The organism is Streptococcus castoreus DSM 17536 (assembly GCF_000425025.1).
In the GTDB taxonomy this organism is placed as follows: Bacteria; Bacillota; Bacilli; order Lactobacillales; family Streptococcaceae; genus Streptococcus; species Streptococcus castoreus.
Genome location: NZ_AUKZ01000006.1, coordinates 46,115 through 65,388 on the forward strand (window position 1 = coordinate 46,115; position 19,274 = coordinate 65,388).

Consider the following 19,274-nt stretch of genomic DNA (forward strand, 5'->3'; position numbering starts at 1 on the left):
CGACTTCTTTAATGTCTAAATTCATTTGGATGCTCGGTCATATATTCTGCTAACCATTCCATACCGTAGGCTATTTCAAAGACTTCTAAAATCATTGAAATATCAGGTTGAAATCCATATTCTTTGAGTTTATTGATGGCATCCTTTATCGAACGAATTTTCAATAGTTTAACAATTTCCCCAGCATCCTGCCTATCCCTATCTCGTCCACTTTCTAGCTTCATACCAAGAATATAAGATAGTGGTGGCACAAGAATTGTAAGATTTGAATAACTAAATGCTTTCTCACAAATAGACCGAGGAGGTATTCTATTCATATTCGCAACATTGTTGTTTAGCCATAATTCATCAGGTTCATTCACACCAAAATCATCGCCTACTTTTTCAATAATGCTTCTGATTTTAGCATCTTCTTGATAAAAGGCATCTACATCTTGTGTTCCTCGAAGATTATAATACTCTAGGACAAAACCACCAACACAAATAATTTCAAGGTCTATATTTTCCTTGGATAATTCTATGTTGAGAGCTCCAAATAAAACTTTCTTATCCATAATTCCCCTCTCTAAACAGCTTCAGAATATCTTTTGGTTGGCTCTTACGATTGGCTTGTAAGACATGTTCTCTTGTATGTGTACCGTCTGTTAAGGCATCTTGAAGGGTGGTCTTTTGAAAAGGTGTCAGGGTAGGATTTTTTAACAACTGTTTAACATCATCGGTGGTTAACTTTGTACCATCATCTTGAATAACCTTATAGAGATAGCGAAACCATAAATCACCATCACTTCCAGCGTGTTCGCTGGCTCTTACCATGTAATCATACCAAGTTGTCATTACTGTTCCCTCTTATTTTCTCTAGGGTTATAGTGCATGGCTATCCAAAGTTTCTTATCAAAATCAGATAGTTCTTTTTTCTTTGGATAAATGCAGTCATTCAAATCAGGGAATTTGAGACTATACTTTTTCTCGAAAAAGTTTTGAAACTCCTCTTTATTCTCTGCGACATCAATCAAGGCTTCCAGTTCTGCCATGTGTTTAGCGATTGCTTTTCTATCTACTTTTTTGAGGCTTTCTTTCAACGCATCGTAGACACAAGTCTTTGTTAGTTGAGCGTAAAAAGAACGATGGTTAGTAACAAAATCAAAACTGTACTTTTTGTTCCAGAATTTCGTATACTTATCATAAAATCTATCAGAAAGACTAACCTGATACCCAATTAGTTTACTATCAACTCTTCGAGAAATAGACCTTTCCAATTCAAAATGTAAATCATTTAGTGTATTAGTAGCCATAAATCAGCTCCCTATATTTAGTACGGACACAGGCATTTGAAAGTAAAAGATTAAAACGCTGACTATCCGAATAATCACGAGTATTATAACGGAAAACAAATTCATCTACATAGTCTTGAAGATATTTCTTAGATCATGAATGATAAATTCCTAAAACGCCACGTTTCAATCCAGCCCAAAAGCCTTCAATCGTGTTAGTATAAACATCACCTTGTACATATTCACGAGCACCGTGATTTACAAAGTTATGTTGATACATCTTAGCCACTTTATTATAACCCAGCCATTCGTCTGTGTAAAGTTGAGCAGTCTCTTTGACATATTTGACGATTTGCTCGGTCAATGTTTTTGTCTTTGTATCTGGCACATGATGAGCGTTGACTTTTCCTTGGCATTGTACCATGCCTACTACAGCAGATTTATCCTTCAAAGAACGTCCTTGTGCGTTTTTGACTTTCTTAGAATTATGGCGGTTCTTGTTTTTACCGCCAATATAGGTTTCATCAACTTCTACAACATCATCAAGACCATTGCCGTTTTCAGTACCAAAGCATTTGCGAATACGTTCCAGCATAAACCAAGCTGTCTTTTGCGTAACACCTATGTCTTTTGATAGTTGCACAGACGAAATGCCTTTTTTATGGGAAGTTACAAGCCAAATTGCCATGAACCATTTACGCAGTTCAATCTTAGTATTATCAAAAAGAGTGCCAGTTTTGACATTGAAGTATTTTCCTGTATTCTTGCAACGGTATTTATTACCTTTGCATTTATAAACTTTTGAAGTGGCATCAAAAGGGCTAATAATCACATCGCCCCAAATCATATTTTCTAAATGGTTTATACATGATTGTTCGTCAGGAAAAGCAGATTGTAAATCAAATAGCGACTTAAATTCAAACTTCATTACTGGTACTCCTTACTTCGTAATTGTATTATATCGAAAACAAGAATATCTGTCAACAAAAATGTAAAATTCTACTATACAAAATCCCAAAATTTTGATATAATAGAATTATCAAATTAGTAAAGGAAATGATTGGTATGAACGCAATCACAGGCTCACGCTGATTATGTAATCGGACGTGTTTTTTGTCAACCCCTAAAACAGGCTTTTTCACATTTTTGTGGGAAAGTTTTTTATGTTTATTCGGAAACTAATATTCTAACAATCGGAGGTGTGAAATGACACCTCTAGCTATTGATAGAAGTTGGCAATCTGGTAACGAAAGAGCTGACAATTTATTCTTTTGGAGAAGTTTTGGCTTTGATGAAAAGGATGTTTTGACCGAGAACACAGATGGCATTGTTAAAGGAACTTTATTCGAGTTTAAAAATAGTATACCTGACCTTAACATCGTACTTGTGCAAGCTATCCATTATCTTTCAAAATTAAGAAATAAAGGTGGTATTCCTATACCAAGTAAAATTGTCTTGGTTGATATTAGCAAAGACCATGCTTATGTTTATGATGCAACACAGTATCGTTCAGAAATTCTACAAAACTATACGAATAGTGCTTCTAAAAATGTTAAGCAATTAACATTGAAAAATGCTACAAAACCTGAAAAAGAATTTGATTTTGCAGTTTTCCAGCCTAACAGTCCTAAAAATGTCGAATTGATTGAACTGTTTCAGATTGACAAATATCAAAAATTCGATATAAATTTTCCGAATATATTAGGATGGGCAAATTATATTTACCACAATGACAGGTCAACAAGTAAATCTCAAATGTTTGATATGCTTAGAAATCCTGTTAATTCCATAGTAGAGGATTATATTCTACCTTGGAATGGAGACGAGACAGATTTTGATACTGTCATGGATGCTTTGAATGACCCTGCAAACAGAAAAGATTTAGGTGCGTTTTATACACCTTTACCTTATGTCAAGGAAGCTACCAAACTTGTCCGTCAAGCTATTAGTAGTCTTCCTAAAGGTAAGGACTACGTTATTATTGATAGGTGTGCTGGCACAGGAGTGTTGGAGCATTACTTAACAGATGAGGAGCTAAGCCACGTTGTCTTAAATACCTACGAAATTAAGGAGTGGCTTGTCTTATACAACAAATATATTGGCAAAGTTAGAGCAATTATTCCCCCTTTGACAGTTGTACAGTCGAATAAAGGAAATTTAGTAAGCGGTGGCGATGCACTCGCAAAAGAGTTTTTAAATATTCCTATGGAGACTAATGGAAAACATGCTACTTTACAAGAAATTATTGATGACAAAAATGTAGCTATAATCGGTTTTGAAAATCCCCCATATTCTAATGAATTAGCTCGTGCTCAAGAAGGGAGTGTAAAATCTAAAGATAAATTCAGTTACATTCGTAAACTGATGTCTGCTGAATTTACTAGAGATAGTAGTCATGCAAAAGATTTACTTAATCAATTTGTCTGGTCGTTTGAGAAGTATTTCATGAGGAATGAACATGATTATTACGTCCTATTTGCACCAGTAAAATATTGGAAATCGGTAGGATTGATGCAAAAAACTTTCGTTGATGGTTTTTTAGCAAATAGAGGGAATTTCAAAGCACAAGAAAGCTCCGTTTTGGTAGCACAATGGAAGAATGATGCTGATACCAAAACAGAAAGTTTAACTGTCCCAGCTAAAGAAATTTGGAAAAATGACAAGAAATGGGGAACTGGAAAAGGTGTTGCGGTCATTGATGTACCAGAGGATGCTACTATTAAAGATGTGAAACATGTCACTATAAGAAAGGTATATAAAACGCTAGGAGAATACTACTCTAAAAAGGTAAAGACAGATGTATTATCTAAAATTGCTACTGGCTACGACGGTAAAGAAGTGCCCTTGAAAAGCTATGGAAAACCTGTTTATAATGACAATATTTTAGCAGTTATAGAAGCCAGTGGTTTTGGTATTACTCCGCAGGACATACGAATGACTAGAATTGCTATATATCATGGACGAGGTAGCCAAGTTAGAACAACTAATTACGCAGAGCAGACAGCTTTATTTGTTGCCAAGCAGTATCCTCAAAGAAACTGGTATGAAAAAGATATTTATTATACAACATCTGATAAAGGAGATTTGTATAAGCAAGATACTGATTTTCTTAGGAAAGCTACTCTATGGACTTGTATCTCACATAAAAACCACTGCCTAAGTTTTGAAGGTTCAGATGGACGGTTTTACAATAATGAAGTGTGCTTAGATGAAAATTCATTAGTCAGAAAAGAATTGATAGAGCAAGTCAAATACGGAAAACTTGATAGAGCTGATTTAATGTTGCTAGGTGTCTTCGATGAATTACTTGAGTTAGCAAAAGATACCCCGGAATATAATTCAAAATACCATTATGGCACTTATCAAATTGAATTAGACATAAATACATCTTACAAAGATGGTAATGGTAAAAAGATTTTCAATAATGAAAAGGTTAACACTAAATTAAAAGAGCTTAAAGCAAGATTATCTGATTATTACGACAATGAGCTTGAAAGTAAATTATTTGAGTATGAACTATTGAAATAACGAGAAAGACGATTTCCAAAAGGAAGTCGTCTTTTTTTGATATTGTCGAAACACTACATATTGTGTTTGGTGTAAACTAGTATATAGTTCCCAAAATCTTTTTTAGGAATTATAGATGATTTGGATACCCAGCTACTTCATAAAATTTTGAAAAGAGAAGTGTTCTATCAATTTTTAATGAGTAATGGTCGAAATAAACGGTTATTAGACCGATTGATAATTGAAAAATCATCTAAAATTTGTTAAACTTAAGGCAGTTGTGTTCATGATGGTCAAAGCTCATGGGGATTGTAAGTTTTTTGGCTTGCAATTTTCTAGGGTTTTGACTCTTTTTTGTATCTAAAAGGAGATTATATGGATTTTAGAACTAAGAGTGATAATCAGAATTTTGGTGTTCGGGCATCAGCTTTGATGATGAAAGATGGAAAAATATTTCTGGCTAAATCTCCTAATGACGCCTATTATCTATTAGGTGGAGCTATTCATATTGGGGAATTGGCAGAAGACGCTGTTCGCCGAGAAATCATGGAGGAAGTGGGGGTTGAGATTAAGGTGGATACATTAGCTTTTGTGGTGGAAAATCTTTTTAAGTTGAACGAGATCAGCTATCATCAGATAGAATTTCATTACCTAGTTAGTCCTCTTTCTAAACCTCAAGAGACCATAATTGAAGGTGGGGAAGCGAGAATTTGTGAATGGGTTGCTTTAAAGGATCTTGATAAAATCAACCTTAACCCCTCCTTTTTGAAAAAAGAACTCAAGAATTGGGATGGTAAGTTGAGACATTTTAAAAATATAGACAGTAAGGAGAACGGATAAAGAATGACACATGAATTTACAGAAAGTTATGATGTTATTGTTATAGGAGCAGGACATGCTGGTGTTGAGGCGAGTTTGGCAACTAGCCGTATGGGATGTCAAACATTACTTGCTACAATCAATCTTGATATGCTTGCTTTTATGCCATGTAATCCTTCGATTGGCGGCTCGGCAAAAGGTATTGTTGTCCGTGAGATTGATGCTCTTGGTGGTGAAATGGGTAAGAATATTGATAAAACCTATATTCAGATGAAAATGCTAAATACAGGTAAAGGCCCTGCCGTTCGTGCGCTTCGTGCTCAAGCTGATAAAATGTTATATGCGCGTGAAATGAAACATACGGTTGAAAAACAAGAGAATTTGACCCTTCGTCAAACGATGATTGATGACATTTTGGTTGAGAACCGTAAAGTCATTGGTGTTTTAACCGCAACAGGTCAGAAATTCGCAGCGAAGGCTGTTGTTGTAACAACAGGAACGGCTCTTAGGGGGGAAATTATTTTAGGAGAATTAAAATATTCTTCTGGTCCTAATAATAGTTTGGCTTCCGTGACTTTGGCAAATAATTTGAAAAAGCTTGGTTTAGAAATGGGTCGTTTTAAAACAGGTACCCCTCCCCGGGTTAAGGCATCATCTATTGATTATGAGCAAACCGAAATTCAACCAGGTGATGATAAACCAAATCATTTTTCTTTTTTATCCAAAGATGACGATTACCTCAAAGATCAAATTCCATGTTGGTTAACTTATACAAATCAAACGAGTCATGATATTATTAACCGGAATCTTTATCGTGCACCGATGTTCTCTGGTATTGTTAAAGGGGTTGGTCCTCGCTACTGTCCATCTATTGAAGATAAAATTGTTCGATTTGCTGACAAAGAGCGTCATCAATTATTTTTAGAACCAGAGGGACGTGATACGGAAGAAGTTTACGTTCAAGGTTTATCAACCAGTCTTCCAGAAGATGTTCAAAAAGACTTAATTCATTCGATTAAAGGGCTTGAAAAGGCTGAAATGATGCGAACTGGTTATGCTATTGAATACGATATTGTATTGCCCCATCAATTACGTGCCACCCTTGAAACTAAACTGATTTCAGGGCTTTTTACGGCTGGTCAAACCAATGGGACATCTGGTTATGAAGAGGCTGCTGGACAAGGAATTGTAGCTGGGATTAACGCAGCTCTCAAAGTCCAAGGGAAACCAGAATTAATTTTGAAGCGTAGCGATGCTTATATTGGTGTGATGATTGATGATTTGGTAACTAAAGGGACCTTGGAGCCTTATCGCTTGCTGACCTCACGTGCTGAATATCGTCTTATTTTACGTCATGATAATGCCGATATGCGTTTGACGGAGATTGGTCGTCAGATTGGCTTAGTTGATGATGTACGGTGGCATGCCTTTGAAATCAAGAAAAATCAGTTTGATAGTGAGTTAAAACGTTTAGATAGTGTCAAATTAAAACCTATTAAAGCAACGAATGATCGTGTCAAAGAACTTGGATTTAAACCTCTAACGGATGCCATGACAGCCAAAGAATTTATGCGTCGTCCTGAAATTGACTATGCGACAGCTGTTTCTTTTGTTGGACCAGCTACTGGAGAATTAGATCCTAAGATTATTGAGCTTTTGGAAATAGAAATCAAGTATGAAGGTTATATTCGGAAAGCCCATGATCAGGTGGCTAAAATGAAGCGTATGGAAGAAAAACGAATTCCAACTAATATTGATTGGGATGCTATTGACTCTATCGCAACCGAAGCTCGTCAAAAATTTAAGAAAATTAACCCTGAAACGATTGGGCAAGCTAGTCGTATTTCAGGGGTTAATCCGACAGATATTAGTATTTTGATGGTTTATTTAGAAGGAAATGGCAAAGCTTACCGTAAGCGCTAAACTAGTCATAAAATTGTAATCTCAAAGCAATTAGCAGTTCTGTATTTCAGGACTGTTTTATGGTATAATGATCCTTTAAGAGGTTAAAGGATGAAAAGATTTCGTTTTGAAACCATTCATTTAATTATGATGGGCTTGATTTTATTTGGATTTTTGGCACTTTGTGTTAGAATCATACAATCAAAAATGCTGGTATTAGCAGCTATTTTTCTCGTGTTATTATTTGTTGTCGTACTTCTTTGGTATCAAAAAGAAGTTTATGAATTATCGGATTTAGACCATATTGAACTTTTAAATGAACAGACAGAAAATAATCTGAAAACACTTTTAGACAAAATGCCTGTTGGGGTTGTTCAATTTGATCAAGAGACTAATGCTATTGAGTGGTACAATCCTTACGCAGAATTGATTTTTACCAATGAAAATGGAGTTTTACAAGATCACTTGATTCAGCAGATTCTTGCTGAGAAACGTCATGGAGATATTTCTCAAACGTTTGAAGTTTCCGGAAATAAATATACTTCCTATGTTGATGTGGCGTCTGGAATCTTTTACTTTTTTGATAGTTTTGTAGGAAATAGACAATCAACTGATGTTAGTATGTTAAAGCCAGTTGTTGGTATTATTTCGGTTGATAACTATGATGATATTACAGATGATTTATCTGATGCGGACATTTCCAAAATTAACTCATTTGTAGCTAATTTCATTGATGAATTTATGGAATCAAAGCAGATATTTTATCGGCGTGTTAATATGGATCGCTATTATTTCTTTACAGATTTCAAAGTTCTAAAAGAATTAATGAATGATAAATTTTCTATTTTGGAAAAATTCCGCAAGGAAGCTCAGGAGGCTCAGCGACCATTAACCCTTAGTATGGGAATTTCGTTTGGTGAGGAGCAACATAGTCAAATTGGACAGGTGGCCCTTGAAAATCTTAATATTGCTCTTGTTCGTGGAGGGGATCAAATTGTTATTCGTGAAAATGCTGATCATACGAATCCAATCTATTTTGGAGGTGGTTCTGTTTCAACGGTTAAACGGTCAAGAACACGTACTCGGGCTATGATGACAGCTATTTCAGATCGCATTAAGATGGTGGATAATGTTTTTATTGTCGGGCATAGAAAGCTTGACATGGATGCTTTAGGGTCTGCTGTTGGGATGCAATTTTTTGCAAGTAATATTATTGAAAATAGCTTTGCTGTGTACAATCCTGATGAGATGAGTCCAGACATTGAAAGAGCTATTGAGCGATTACAGGCTGATGGGAAAACACGTTTAATTAGTATTTCACAGGCTATGGGTTTGGTGACGTCTAGGTCTCTTTTGGTTATGGTTGACCATTCTAAAATTTCCTTGACTTTGTCTAGAGATTTTTATGAACAATTCGATGATGTTATTGTTGTTGATCATCACAGAAGAGATGATGACTTCCCTGAAAATGCTATTTTGACCTTCATTGAAAGTGGTGCAAGTAGCGCAGCAGAATTAGTAACAGAGTTAATCCAGTTTCAGAATGCTAAAAAACGTTTGAGTAGAATTCAGGCGAGTGTATTGATGGCTGGCATTATGCTTGATACTAAAAACTTCTCTACTCGAGTAACCAGCCGTACCTTTGATGTTGCAAGCTATTTGAGAAGTAAAGGGAGTGATAGTGTAGAAATTCAGACCATTTCAGCAACTGATTTTGATGAATACAAACACATTAATGAAATCATTCTAAGGGGAGAGCGTTTGGGAGATAGTATAATTGTTGCAGCTGGCAATAGTGGCAATCTTTACAGTAATGTCATTGCTAGTAAGGCTGCGGATACGCTCTTATCAATGGCGCACATAGAAGCAAGTTTTGTACTGGTTGAAACTGAGCCAGATAAGATTGCGATCTCTGCTAGGAGTCATAGTAAGATTAATGTTCAGCGTCTGATGGAAAAATTGGGTGGCGGGGGTCACTTTAATCTAGCAGCTTGTCAGTTAGTAGATATTAGCCTGTCTCAAGCTAAGCAATTACTATTAGAAACAATTGATAGTACAATGAAAGAAACGAAAGAGGTAGAGTCATGAAAGTTATTTTTTTAGCAGATGTTAAAGGAAAAGGTAAAAAAGGGGATATTAAAGAAGTTCCAACAGGTTATGCCCAAAATTTCCTCATCAAGAAAAAGTTAGCTAAAGAAGCGACTAATCAGAGTATTGGTGAATTAAAAGGCAAGCAAAAAGCAGAAGAAAAAGTACAAGCAGAACTTTTAGCAGAAGCAAAAGCTGTGAAAGATGTTTTAGATAATGAGAAAACACGTGTTCAATTCCAAGAAAAAGTTGGTCCCGATGGGCGTACGTTTGGTTCTATCACTACTAAAAAGATTTCTGAAGAGTTACAAAAACAGTTTGGTTTAAAAGTTGACAAGCGTCATATTATTTTAGACCATCCGATTCGTGCTATTGGTCTGATTGAAGTTCCTGTTAAGTTACATAAGGAAGTCACAGCTGATATTAAATTAGTCATCACAGAAGCATAGTTATTAACAAGATTTGGAGGTGTTGAGGTTGCCTGAAATAGCAGAATTAAGAGTTCAACCCCAAGATTTACTGGCGGAACAGTCTGTGTTGGGTTCAATTTTTATTTCGCCAGATAAGTTAATTGTTGTCAGAGAATTTATCAGTCCAGATGATTTTTACAAATATTCTCATAAAATTATTTTTCGAGCAATGATTACCCTCAGCGATCGTAATGATGCCATTGATGCAACAACTGTGAGGACTATTCTTGACACTCAGGGAGATTTGCAGAATATTGGTGGACTATCCTACATTGTTGAATTGGTTAACAGTGTACCTACAAGTGCCAATGTAGAATACTATGCTAAGATTGTAGCTGAAAAAGCAATGCTTCGTGATATTATTGCTAGGTTGACAGATACTGTCAACTTGGCTTACGAGGGGGCTTCTGATTCTGAAGATATTATTGCTAGTGCAGAAAGGGCTTTAGTTGAGATAAATGAGCACAGCAATCGAAGTGGTTTTCGTAAAATTTCTGATGTCTTAAAGATTAATTATGAGAGTCTAGAGGCTCGATCTAAGCAGACATCAGATGTTACAGGTTTACCGACAGGGTTTAGGGATCTAGATAGGATTACAACAGGTTTACACCCAGATCAATTAATTATTCTTGCGGCTCGTCCAGCGGTTGGTAAGACAGCTTTTGTTCTTAATATTGCTCAAAATGTTGGAACCAAGCAAAAAAAAGCCGTTGCTATTTTTTCTCTAGAGATGGGAGCAGAAAGTCTGGTTGACCGTATGTTAGCAGCCGAAGGAATGGTTGATTCTCATAGTTTACGAACAGGTCAATTGACTGATCAGGATTGGAATAATGTGACCATTGCACAAGGTGCCTTAGCAGAAGCACCGATTTATATTGATGATACTCCTGGTATTAAAATTACAGAAATTCGTGCAAGAGCACGTAAACTATCCCAAGAAGTTGATGGAGGGTTAGGTTTAGTTGTTATTGATTACCTTCAGCTTATTACTGGAACGAAGCCCGAAAATCGTCAACAGGAAGTTTCTGATATTTCAAGGCAGCTGAAAATTTTAGCTAAGGAGTTAAAAGTACCTGTTATTGCGCTTAGTCAACTTTCTCGTGGTGTTGAGCAAAGACAAGATAAACGACCTGTTCTGTCTGATATTCGTGAATCTGGGTCTATTGAGCAAGATGCGGATATTGTGGCTTTCTTATATCGTGATGATTACTATCGTAAAGAAAGTGATGAGGAAGAAACTATTGAAGATAATACCATTGAAGTTATCCTTGAGAAGAATAGGGCTGGTGCACGTGGGACGGTCAAACTGATGTTTCAAAAAGAATACAATAAGTTTTCAACCATAGCCCAGTTTGAGGAAAGATAAGGAAGAGGAAATAATAATGAGTGATGCATTTGCGGATGTAGCAAAAATGAAGAAAATTAAAGAAGAAATCAAAGCCCATGAAGGGCAACTGGTTGAATTAACGCTTGAAAATGGTCGTAAACGTGAAAAAAATAAAGTTGGTAGATTAATTGAAGTTTACAGCTCCTTATTTATTATTGAATATAATGATCGTTCAGATAATCGCGGAGCTATTACTAATTCCTACGTAGAATCATATACTTATTCAGACATTTTGACTGAGAAAACGTTAATCCGCTATTTTGACGAATAGCAGCCCGATAGGACTTTTTTATTAAAGGAATCTCTTTACATCAGCAGGTAGGTGTGCTATAATAAACTTCGTGTGAAATAGCAGCAGGAAAATATGAAGCTCGTCAACAGGTGGTTATCTAAATTGAGTAACCTTTGCTGTTTAGGTGAAAACTCTCTGCACGAATCAGGATTTTTCAAACGGTTATTTCCTCAATATTTAATTAGAGGAGGACATAAAATATGTCACGTTATACTGGTCCATCATGGAAACAATCACGCCGTCTCGGCTTGTCTCTTACAGGTACAGGCAAAGAGTTGGCACGCCGTAACTACGTACCTGGTCAACACGGTCCTAACAATCGCAGTAAACTTTCAGAGTATGGTTTGCAACTTGCTGAGAAACAAAAACTTCGTTTTTCATATGGTTTAGGTGAAAAACAATTCCGTAACTTGTTCGTACAAGCTACTAAGATTAAAGAAGGAACGCTTGGTTTCAACTTCATGGTTCTTCTAGAGCGTCGTCTTGATAATGTTGTTTACCGTTTAGGTCTTGCAACTACTCGTCGTCAAGCGCGTCAATTCGTTAACCATGGACACATTTTAGTTGATGGTAAGCGTGTTGATATTCCGTCATACCGTGTAACTCCAGGTCAAGTGATTTCGGTTCGTGAAAAATCACTTAAAGTTCCAGCTATTCTTGAAGCTGTTGAAGCAACTCTTGGACGTCCAGCTTTTGTGTCATTTGATGCTGAAAAATTGGAGGGGTCATTGACTCGTCTTCCAGAACGTGATGAAATTAATCCAGAAATCAATGAAGCGCTTGTCGTTGAATTCTACAACAAAATGCTTTAATTTTAAGATTAAACACTTTAAAAGCCTATTTAATAGGCTTTTTTTGAAGTGTAAAATGTGGAATAAAAATTTTAATTAGTTACAATGAATTTACCGCCGTTTCGAAATAAGAGATGGCTTTTTAGTAGCATGTCCTAGTAGTAATTTACATACTTTGTAAAGGACTATCGTAAAAAAGGTTTAAATTTTGAAGGTTTTTCCTTGGTCACTTCTTTTCCCAAAAGCATCAAATGCTTTAGATGTATCTGCACCGGTATGGTCGTGATTAGGCGAATGCTCTAAGGTAGCACGTTCAGAATGTTTAGATTCTGCATTATTTTGATATTAGAGTTTTTTTATTCTGAGTAATTCTGTTGCACTCTTAAAGTGCTTCGCATGTTTTTTAACGATGTAAGGGTTTGATCGTTTTTCTTCATTGTAGGAGGTCATCGGGGACTTTTTAAGCTAATTCAATTAAAGAATAAACATTAAAACAGAATTTGGGGTGTAGAGACTATCCTATCTGGGTGTGACTCAAATGTTATGTTGAAAGTCATAGAATAAAGGAAGCATTTATCATTGAGTTATTAACATGTGGAAAAGTCAGGACTGACTGATTAAAGTTGTGGATAAGGTTAGTTATGGGAAATAGATGTCCAAATAGGTGGTTATTGTTTTTTAATTTTTAAAATTTTTTAGTTTCAGTGGTTGCAAGTTATTTTCTGATCGGTTTAGCTTTAGTCTAGCTTATCACTTTTTAAGCGGTTTCATTTAAGGATTTTATTGATTATTACATATAACTGTAACAAATGCGTAACATTAAATGCTTGTTTTTTTGGTAAAATATAAGATGTCTTATCGAAAAGGAGTAATCTTTTAATATGAAAAAAAGAATTTTATCAGCAGTTCTTGTAAGTGGTGTGACCCTTGGAGCAGCTACAACGGTTGGGGCAGACGAATTAAGTGCAAAAATTGCAGAAAAGGATTCAAAGATCTCAACTCTTAATGCTGAGCAACAGGCTGCAAAAAGTCGAGTTTCGGCATTGCAATCTCAGGTTGGTTCGTTGCAATCTGAACAAGATAAATTAGCAGAAAAAAATAAAGAGCTTGAGGAAATATCAAGACAATTTGCAAAAGAAATCCAAGATCTTGTAAGTAAAATTGTTGCTCGTAATGAAAAGTTAAAAAATCAGGCTCGTAGTGCTTATAAAAATAACGAAGCTTCAGGTTATGTTAATGCACTTTTAAATTCTAAGTCAATTTCTGATGTTGTTACGCGATTGGTCGCTATTAACAGAGCAGTATCTGCTAACGCAAAAATGTTAGAGCAGCAAAAAGCTGATAAAGATTCCCTTGAACAAAAACAAACAGCTAACCAAGAGGCTATTAATACGGTTGCAGTAAATGCTGGAATGATTGAAGAAATCAAAAACACATTACGTACTCAGCAAGCTGATTTGGAAGTTGCGAAAGTAGATTTAGCTCTTCAGTTAGCAACTGCTGAAGATGAAAAAGCAAAATTAGTTGCTCAAAAGGCAGCCGCAGAGCAAGCAGCGGCACAGGTTAAAGCTGCAGAAGAAGCTGCGAAAGCTAAAGCTGCAGAAGAGACTGCACAAGTCAAAGCATCGGTCGAAGTTGCGAAAGCAGCAATTGCGCCAGCGGCTATGGTTTCTGGAACACCTGTGTCAGCAGCAAGTCCTGTATCAACTCCAACAGTCTATAGTGGTGAAAATACGTATCCAGTAGGTCAGTGTACTTGGGGTGCTAAATCGTTAGCTCCTTGGGCTGGGAATAACTGGGGTAATGGTGGACAATGGGCAGCTAGTGCACAAGCAGCTGGTTATACTGTAGGTTCAACACCTATGGTCGGAGCTATTGCGGTTTGGAATGATGGTGGCTATGGTCACGTTGCTGTTGTTGTCGAAGTTCAAAGTGCATCAAGCATTCGTGTTATGGAGTCAAATTATGCTGGTAAGCAGTATATCGCTGATCATCGTGGTTTGTTTAATCCTTCAGGTGTCTCATTTATCTATCCACGTTGATAACGATTAACTTATTATCAGTTTTTATGGTTGATGGTAAGTCAATATTTCGAGAAGACTAAAATGATCTTCTCTTTTTTAATGACTAGGGTAAGGAAATCTTCCTTACTTTTTATTTTCATTGAAAAATTATTTAAAAAACGTTAAAATGGTATAGGATTAAAACTCTGGAGGAAAAAATGTCTTATTCTGATTTAAAATTGTTTGCATTATCGTCAAACAAGGAATTAGCTGAAAAGGTTGCTTTGGCAATGGGGATTCAGCTTGGTAAATCTACTGTTCGTCAATTTTCAGATGGTGAGATTCAAGTTAACATAGAGGAGTCAATTCGTGGGCATCACGTGTTTATTTTACAATCAACGAGTTCACCTGTTAATGACAATTTGATGGAAATTTTGATTATGGTTGATGCCTTAAAACGTGCGAGTGCAGAAAAAATTTCAGTTGTTATGCCTTACTATGGTTATGCGCGTCAAGACCGTAAAGCTCGTTCACGTGAACCGATTACTTCCAAGTTGGTTGCTAATATGTTAGAGGTTGCTGGTGTTGATCGTCTTTTAACGGTTGATTTACATGCGGCTCAGATCCAAGGTTTTTTTGATATTCCTGTTGACCATTTGATGGGTGCTCCATTAATTGCAGATTATTTTTATCGTCATGGTTTAGTTGGTGAAAACGTTGTTGTTGTTAGTCCTGACCATGGTGGTGTGACCCGTGCTCGTAAATTGGCACAATTCCTCCAAACGCCAATTGCAATTATTGATAAACGCCGTAGTGTGGATAAAATGAATACAAGTGAAGTCATGAATATCATTGGTAATGTTGAAGGTAAGAAATGTATCTTAATTGATGATATGATTGATACGGCTGGTACGATTTGTCATGCAGCAGATGCTCTTGCCGGAGCAGGAGCGATAGCTGTCTATGCTTCTTGTACGCATCCTGTTCTTTCTGGTCCCGCACTTGATAATATTCAAAAATCAGCTATCGAGAAATTGATTGTTCTTGATACCATTTACCTTCCGGAAGAACGTTTGATTGATAAAATTGAGCAAATTTCAATTGCTGATTTGATTGCGGAAGCTATTATTCGTATTCATGAAAAGCGGCCATTATCACCTTTGTTTGAAATGGGGAAATAATAATGACAAACCTGAGATAGGCAGTAAGTCTCGGGTTTTTTCTTATCATTTTTACAAGGTTGTTTTGAGACCAAAACGGCGTTGATCTGATATATTAGATATAGTCAGTCAAAATAGGGTAAGGTATTTAAACCTTTGGTAAGCTTTAACGGATACACCATTATCAGGATAGTATGATAGGTGCTTTGCCATATACGGGGCTTGTTTATGGGAAAGAATTGGGTGGTATCCTAGTGAATACTGATCCAGTATGGCTTGACTAATCTGATATTTCTTATAGTTTAGTGATTAGCGAGTGAGTTTTTTATAATCATTGATGGGATGATAAAATGAATGGATTAAGTGGAAATAGGTTAATCAAATGGTTGATATAAAGTTTATCAACATGATGGTGAGATCCTTTCATGTAGGTTTTTTCCAGTGTTAGTCATGTCATTTTTCCTTATTTTGGGTATAATGTAGCTATATGAAGATGTTAACGGTGTTTTTGAGCGAGTATTAGAAATTATTTGGCGGAGAAGTATGCAATTAAACGAATCATTTGGGATCATTCTCTATAATAGGAATTATCGTGAGGATGATAAATTGGTCAAAATATTTACTGAAACGGCAGGGAAACGAATGTTTTTCGTGAAACATATTAGTCGTTCAAAGGTTGCTTCTGTGATTCAACCTTTGACAGTTGCTGATTTTATGTTAAAAATTAATGAATCAGGTCTTTCCTATATTGCTGATTACAATCAGGCGAATCGTTACCGTCATATTAATGAAGACCTTTTTCGGTTGTCTTATGCTAGTTATGTATTGGCTTTAGCGGATGCGGCTATTCCAGATAATGAGTCTGATCCTCACTTATTTGCTTTTTTAAAAAAGACTCTTGACTTAATGGAAGAAGGCTTAGATTATGAAGTTTTAACAAATATCTTTGAAGTTCAACTGTTAGAGCGTTTTGGGGTTAAACTTAACTTTCATGAGTGTGCCTTTTGTCATTGTGTAGGGGTTCCGTTTGATTTTTCTTATCGTTATTCGGGAGCGCTTTGTCCTAAACATTACCATGAAGATGACTGTCGCAATCACTTGGATCCCAATGTTATTTATTTGTTGGATCGTTTTCAAACCATTCAGTTTGATGAATTGAGGACCATTTCTTTAAATGTGGACATGAAGCAGAAACTTCGCTATTTCATTGATGATTTGTACCATAATTATGTAGGTCTTCATCTGAAAAGCAAAACCTTTATTGATGATTTGGGTAAATGGGGAGATGTTATGAAACGAAACGAATAGCTGTTTGAATCCTCCTTTTATGGGAATTGTTGTTAGAATATGTTATAATAATGACGTTATTTGTAGGGGATATAGTGTAAAGAATAGAGAGTCAAAGGAGCAAGGATGAAGAAAATTGCAATAGATGCGATGGGCGGTGATAATGCCCCTAAAGCTATTGTTGAGGGAGTTAATCAAGCGCTAGAAGCCTTTTCAGATATTCAGATTCAACTTTATGGAGAGCAAGCAAAGATTGAACCTTATCTTGTGCAATCTGATCGCGTTTCTATTATCCATACTGATGAGAAGATTAATTCTGATGATGAGCCGGCAAAAGCTATTCGTCGTAAAAAGAATGCTTCAATGGTTTTAGCTGCTAAAGCTGTTAAGGAAGGACGAGCAGATGCAATTCTTTCAGCTGGGAATACAGGTGCCTTGTTAGCAGCGGGGTTATTTGTTGTGGGTCGTATTAAAGGTGTTGATCGTCCTGGTCTCTTGTCAACGATGCCAACTATGGATGGTAAAGGTTTTGATATGTTAGATCTTGGTGCTAATGCTGAAAATACAGCAGAGCATTTACATCAATACGCTATTTTAGGTTCTTTTTATGCCAAGAATGTACGTGGTATTACAATTCCTCGTGTTGGCTTGTTGAACAATGGTACTGAAGCAACTAAGGGAGATCCGCTTCGTAAGGAAGCTTATAAACTTTTGAGTGCAGATAGTGGGTTAAATTTTGTTGGTAATGTTGAAGCACGTGAACTAATGTCAGGAGTTGCTGATGTTGTGGTTGCTGATGGTTTCACAGGGAACGCTGTTTTGAAATCAATGGAAGGAACTGCAATTAGCATTATGGGGCAATTAAGGCAGGTTGTTAAATCGGGCGGTATTAAAGCAAAAATGGGGGCCCTACTATTGAAAGAGAGTCTTTATGAGATGAAGGAATCTCTTGATTATTCTAGTGCTGGTGGTGCTGTATTATTTGGTTTAAAAGCTCCTGTTGTTAAATCACATGGTTCAAGTGATACTAAAGCCATTTTCTCTACAATCAAACAGGTTCGTACCATGCTAGAAACCGATGTGGTTGGACAGTTAGTTGCTGAATTTGCTAAGGAGGCCGAAAACAATGACTAGAGAAGCTATCTTTGAAAGATTGATTGTTTTAATTAGGAAACAAAGAAGTCATTTAGAAATGACGATTACAGAAAGTACTCATTTAAAGGACGATTTAGCTGTTGATTCGATTGAACTAGTTGAATTTGTGATTAATATTGAAGATGAATTTCATATAGCCATTCCAGATGAAGATGTTGATGGTATGGTGTCTATGGGAGATATGCTAGATTACTTGGTCAAACGTTTAGGTTAGTGGTTATTAGAAGAGCGTAGGCTCTTTTTTTGATGTTTGCCATTCAATAAATACGAACGTTTTGTTCAAAAATGGAGTTATTGTCAATAAAAAACTTGAATAATAAATTTTATTATGATATTCTTTATTCAAACAAAAAGAAAGACGAACAATATGATGCCTAATCAAATTATTTATTCAGGTAAAGCAAAAGATATCTATGCCACAAATGACGAACATGTGATTTTATCGGTTTACAAGAATCAAGCAACCATGCTGAACGGGGTTCGTAAAGAGACGATTGCTGGTAAAGGAGCTTTAACGAATCACATTTCTTCTTTGATTTTTGAGAGATTGAATGCGGTTGGTGTTGCGACTCATTTTATTAAACGATTGTCAGAAACCGAACAATTAAATAAAAAAGTGACCATTATTCCTTTAGAGGTTGTGTTACGAAATGTTGCAGCAGGTTCTTTTTCAAAACGTTTTGGAGTTGCTGAGGGCATAGTGTTGGCAGAACCAATTATCGAATTTTATTATAAAAAGGACGAATTGGATGATCCTTTCATTAATGATGAACATATCAGCTTTTTAAATCTTGCTAGTGTTGACGATGTTGCTCATATTAAGAAAGAAACTCGCCGTATTAATGGTTATCTAAAAGCTTGGTTTGCTCAAATTGGGTTTCAATTGGTTGATTTTAAATTGGAATTTGGATTTGATAAGGATGGCAATATTATTTTAGCTGATGAATTTTCGCCGGATAATTGTCGACTTTGGGATGCTGATGGTAATCACTTCGATAAAGATGTCTTTCGACGAAATCTTGGTCATTTGACGGATGTTTACCAAGTTGTTTTGGATAGATTACAAGGATTAAATGAGGCAGTAGGGAAGGAATGATGTCCGTTAATAGCATATTATGGGGAATTTGGATCGGGCTTGGGAT

General features: G+C 36.1%; 17 protein-coding genes and 1 pseudogene. 14 read left to right on the plus strand and 4 right to left on the minus strand.

Annotated elements, in window-relative coordinates; translation table 11 throughout:
• Positions 1-8: 8 nt before the first annotated feature.
• The 4 genes and pseudogenes from H346_RS0102625 to H346_RS09600 form a co-directional block, all read right to left on the minus strand.
• Complete coding sequence (locus H346_RS0102625) at positions 9-554, minus strand: DUF6036 family nucleotidyltransferase (protein ID WP_027969716.1); 546 nt, start codon at positions 552-554, stop codon at positions 9-11.
• Positions 547-834: a hypothetical protein gene (locus tag H346_RS0102630; RefSeq protein ID WP_024385310.1), complete on the minus strand. Its 288-nt coding sequence runs from the start codon at positions 832-834 to the stop codon at positions 547-549. Before H346_RS0102630 ends, H346_RS0102625 begins: the two co-directional genes overlap by 8 nt.
• Positions 834-1,292: a hypothetical protein gene (locus H346_RS0102635; RefSeq protein WP_027969717.1), complete on the minus strand. Its 459-nt coding sequence runs from the start codon at positions 1,290-1,292 to the stop codon at positions 834-836. Before H346_RS0102635 ends, H346_RS0102630 begins: the two co-directional genes overlap by 1 nt.
• Positions 1,282-2,199: pseudogene (locus H346_RS09600) on the minus strand (IS1595 family transposase). The gene H346_RS0102635 and the pseudogene H346_RS09600 overlap by 11 nt, the downstream one beginning before the upstream one ends.
• A gap of 278 nt (positions 2,200-2,477) precedes the next feature.
• Between H346_RS09600 and H346_RS0102645 the strand changes: the two are divergent.
• From H346_RS0102645 to purC, 14 genes are all read left to right on the plus strand, one after another.
• Positions 2,478-4,799, plus strand: coding sequence for a DNA methyltransferase family protein (locus tag H346_RS0102645; RefSeq protein WP_027969718.1), 2,322 nt, complete (start codon positions 2,478-2,480; stop codon positions 4,797-4,799).
• 354 nt (positions 4,800-5,153) lie between these two features.
• Positions 5,154-5,618 carry an NUDIX hydrolase gene (locus H346_RS0102650; RefSeq protein WP_027969719.1) on the plus strand — a complete coding sequence of 155 codons (465 nt, stop codon included), beginning with the start codon at positions 5,154-5,156 and terminating at the stop codon, positions 5,616-5,618.
• 3 nt (positions 5,619-5,621) lie between these two features.
• Positions 5,622-7,520, plus strand: coding sequence for a tRNA uridine-5-carboxymethylaminomethyl(34) synthesis enzyme MnmG (gene mnmG / locus H346_RS0102655; RefSeq protein WP_027969720.1), 1,899 nt, complete (start codon positions 5,622-5,624; stop codon positions 7,518-7,520).
• 90 nt (positions 7,521-7,610) lie between these two features.
• Positions 7,611-9,587 carry a DHH family phosphoesterase gene (locus tag H346_RS0102660; RefSeq protein WP_027969721.1) on the plus strand — a complete coding sequence of 659 codons (1,977 nt, stop codon included), beginning with the start codon at positions 7,611-7,613 and terminating at the stop codon, positions 9,585-9,587.
• A complete protein-coding gene (gene rplI, locus H346_RS0102665; RefSeq protein ID WP_027969722.1) occupies positions 9,584-10,036 on the plus strand; it encodes a 50S ribosomal protein L9 in 453 nt (150 codons plus the stop codon). The genes H346_RS0102660 and rplI overlap by 4 nt, the downstream gene beginning before the upstream one ends.
• A 28-nt stretch (positions 10,037-10,064) precedes the next feature.
• Positions 10,065-11,423: a replicative DNA helicase gene (gene dnaB, locus H346_RS0102670; protein WP_027969723.1), complete on the plus strand. Its 1,359-nt coding sequence runs from the start codon at positions 10,065-10,067 to the stop codon at positions 11,421-11,423.
• Positions 11,424-11,439: 16 nt separating this feature from the next.
• Positions 11,440-11,715 (plus strand): Veg family protein, encoded by a 276-nt coding sequence (locus H346_RS0102675; protein ID WP_027969724.1) that lies wholly within the window; start codon positions 11,440-11,442, stop codon positions 11,713-11,715.
• Between the two features lie 221 nt (positions 11,716-11,936).
• Positions 11,937-12,548 (plus strand): 30S ribosomal protein S4, encoded by a 612-nt coding sequence (gene rpsD / locus H346_RS0102680; protein WP_027969725.1) that lies wholly within the window; start codon positions 11,937-11,939, stop codon positions 12,546-12,548.
• A gap of 860 nt (positions 12,549-13,408) precedes the next feature.
• On the plus strand, positions 13,409-14,569 hold the full coding sequence (gene pcsB, locus H346_RS0102685; protein ID WP_027969726.1) for a peptidoglycan hydrolase PcsB: 1,161 nt from the start codon (positions 13,409-13,411) through the stop codon (positions 14,567-14,569).
• 179 nt (positions 14,570-14,748) lie between these two features.
• Positions 14,749-15,711 (plus strand): ribose-phosphate diphosphokinase, encoded by a 963-nt coding sequence (locus H346_RS0102690; protein ID WP_027969727.1) that lies wholly within the window; start codon positions 14,749-14,751, stop codon positions 15,709-15,711.
• A 522-nt stretch (positions 15,712-16,233) separates the two neighbouring features.
• A complete protein-coding gene (gene recO / locus H346_RS0102695) occupies positions 16,234-16,998 on the plus strand; it encodes a DNA repair protein RecO (RefSeq protein WP_027969728.1) in 765 nt (254 codons plus the stop codon).
• Between the two features lie 105 nt (positions 16,999-17,103).
• A complete protein-coding gene (gene plsX, locus H346_RS0102700; protein WP_027969729.1) occupies positions 17,104-18,111 on the plus strand; it encodes a phosphate acyltransferase PlsX in 1,008 nt (335 codons plus the stop codon).
• A complete protein-coding gene (locus H346_RS0102705) occupies positions 18,104-18,346 on the plus strand; it encodes a phosphopantetheine-binding protein (protein WP_027969730.1) in 243 nt (80 codons plus the stop codon). The genes plsX and H346_RS0102705 overlap by 8 nt, the downstream gene beginning before the upstream one ends.
• 156 nt (positions 18,347-18,502) lie before the next feature.
• Positions 18,503-19,228, plus strand: coding sequence for a phosphoribosylaminoimidazolesuccinocarboxamide synthase (gene purC, locus H346_RS0102710; RefSeq protein ID WP_027969731.1), 726 nt, complete (start codon positions 18,503-18,505; stop codon positions 19,226-19,228).
• Positions 19,229-19,274 lie beyond the last annotated feature (46 nt).

Bases quoted from the DNA above. Each gene is read 5' to 3' on its own strand.
- H346_RS0102645 (WP_027969718.1), top strand. From the start codon at position 2,478: ATGACACCTCTAGCTATTGATAGAAGTTGGCAATCTGGTAACGAAAGA.
- H346_RS0102625 (WP_027969716.1), bottom strand. From the start codon at position 554: ATGGATAAGAAAGTTTTATTTGGAGCTCTCAACATAGAATTATCCAAG.
- H346_RS0102660 (WP_027969721.1), top strand. From the start codon at position 7,611: ATGAAAAGATTTCGTTTTGAAACCATTCATTTAATTATGATGGGCTTG.
- H346_RS0102630 (WP_024385310.1), bottom strand. From the start codon at position 834: ATGACAACTTGGTATGATTACATGGTAAGAGCCAGCGAACACGCTGGA.
- pcsB (WP_027969726.1), top strand. From the start codon at position 13,409: ATGAAAAAAAGAATTTTATCAGCAGTTCTTGTAAGTGGTGTGACCCTT.
- H346_RS0102635 (WP_027969717.1), bottom strand. From the start codon at position 1,292: ATGGCTACTAATACACTAAATGATTTACATTTTGAATTGGAAAGGTCT.
- purC (WP_027969731.1), top strand. From the start codon at position 18,503: ATGCCTAATCAAATTATTTATTCAGGTAAAGCAAAAGATATCTATGCC.
- H346_RS0102705 (WP_027969730.1), top strand. From the start codon at position 18,104: ATGACTAGAGAAGCTATCTTTGAAAGATTGATTGTTTTAATTAGGAAA.
- mnmG (WP_027969720.1), top strand. From the start codon at position 5,622: ATGACACATGAATTTACAGAAAGTTATGATGTTATTGTTATAGGAGCA.
- H346_RS0102690 (WP_027969727.1), top strand. From the start codon at position 14,749: ATGTCTTATTCTGATTTAAAATTGTTTGCATTATCGTCAAACAAGGAA.
- recO (WP_027969728.1), top strand. From the start codon at position 16,234: ATGCAATTAAACGAATCATTTGGGATCATTCTCTATAATAGGAATTAT.
- rplI (WP_027969722.1), top strand. From the start codon at position 9,584: ATGAAAGTTATTTTTTTAGCAGATGTTAAAGGAAAAGGTAAAAAAGGG.
- rpsD (WP_027969725.1), top strand. From the start codon at position 11,937: ATGTCACGTTATACTGGTCCATCATGGAAACAATCACGCCGTCTCGGC.
- H346_RS0102650 (WP_027969719.1), top strand. From the start codon at position 5,154: ATGGATTTTAGAACTAAGAGTGATAATCAGAATTTTGGTGTTCGGGCA.
- H346_RS0102675 (WP_027969724.1), top strand. From the start codon at position 11,440: ATGAGTGATGCATTTGCGGATGTAGCAAAAATGAAGAAAATTAAAGAA.
- plsX (WP_027969729.1), top strand. From the start codon at position 17,104: ATGAAGAAAATTGCAATAGATGCGATGGGCGGTGATAATGCCCCTAAA.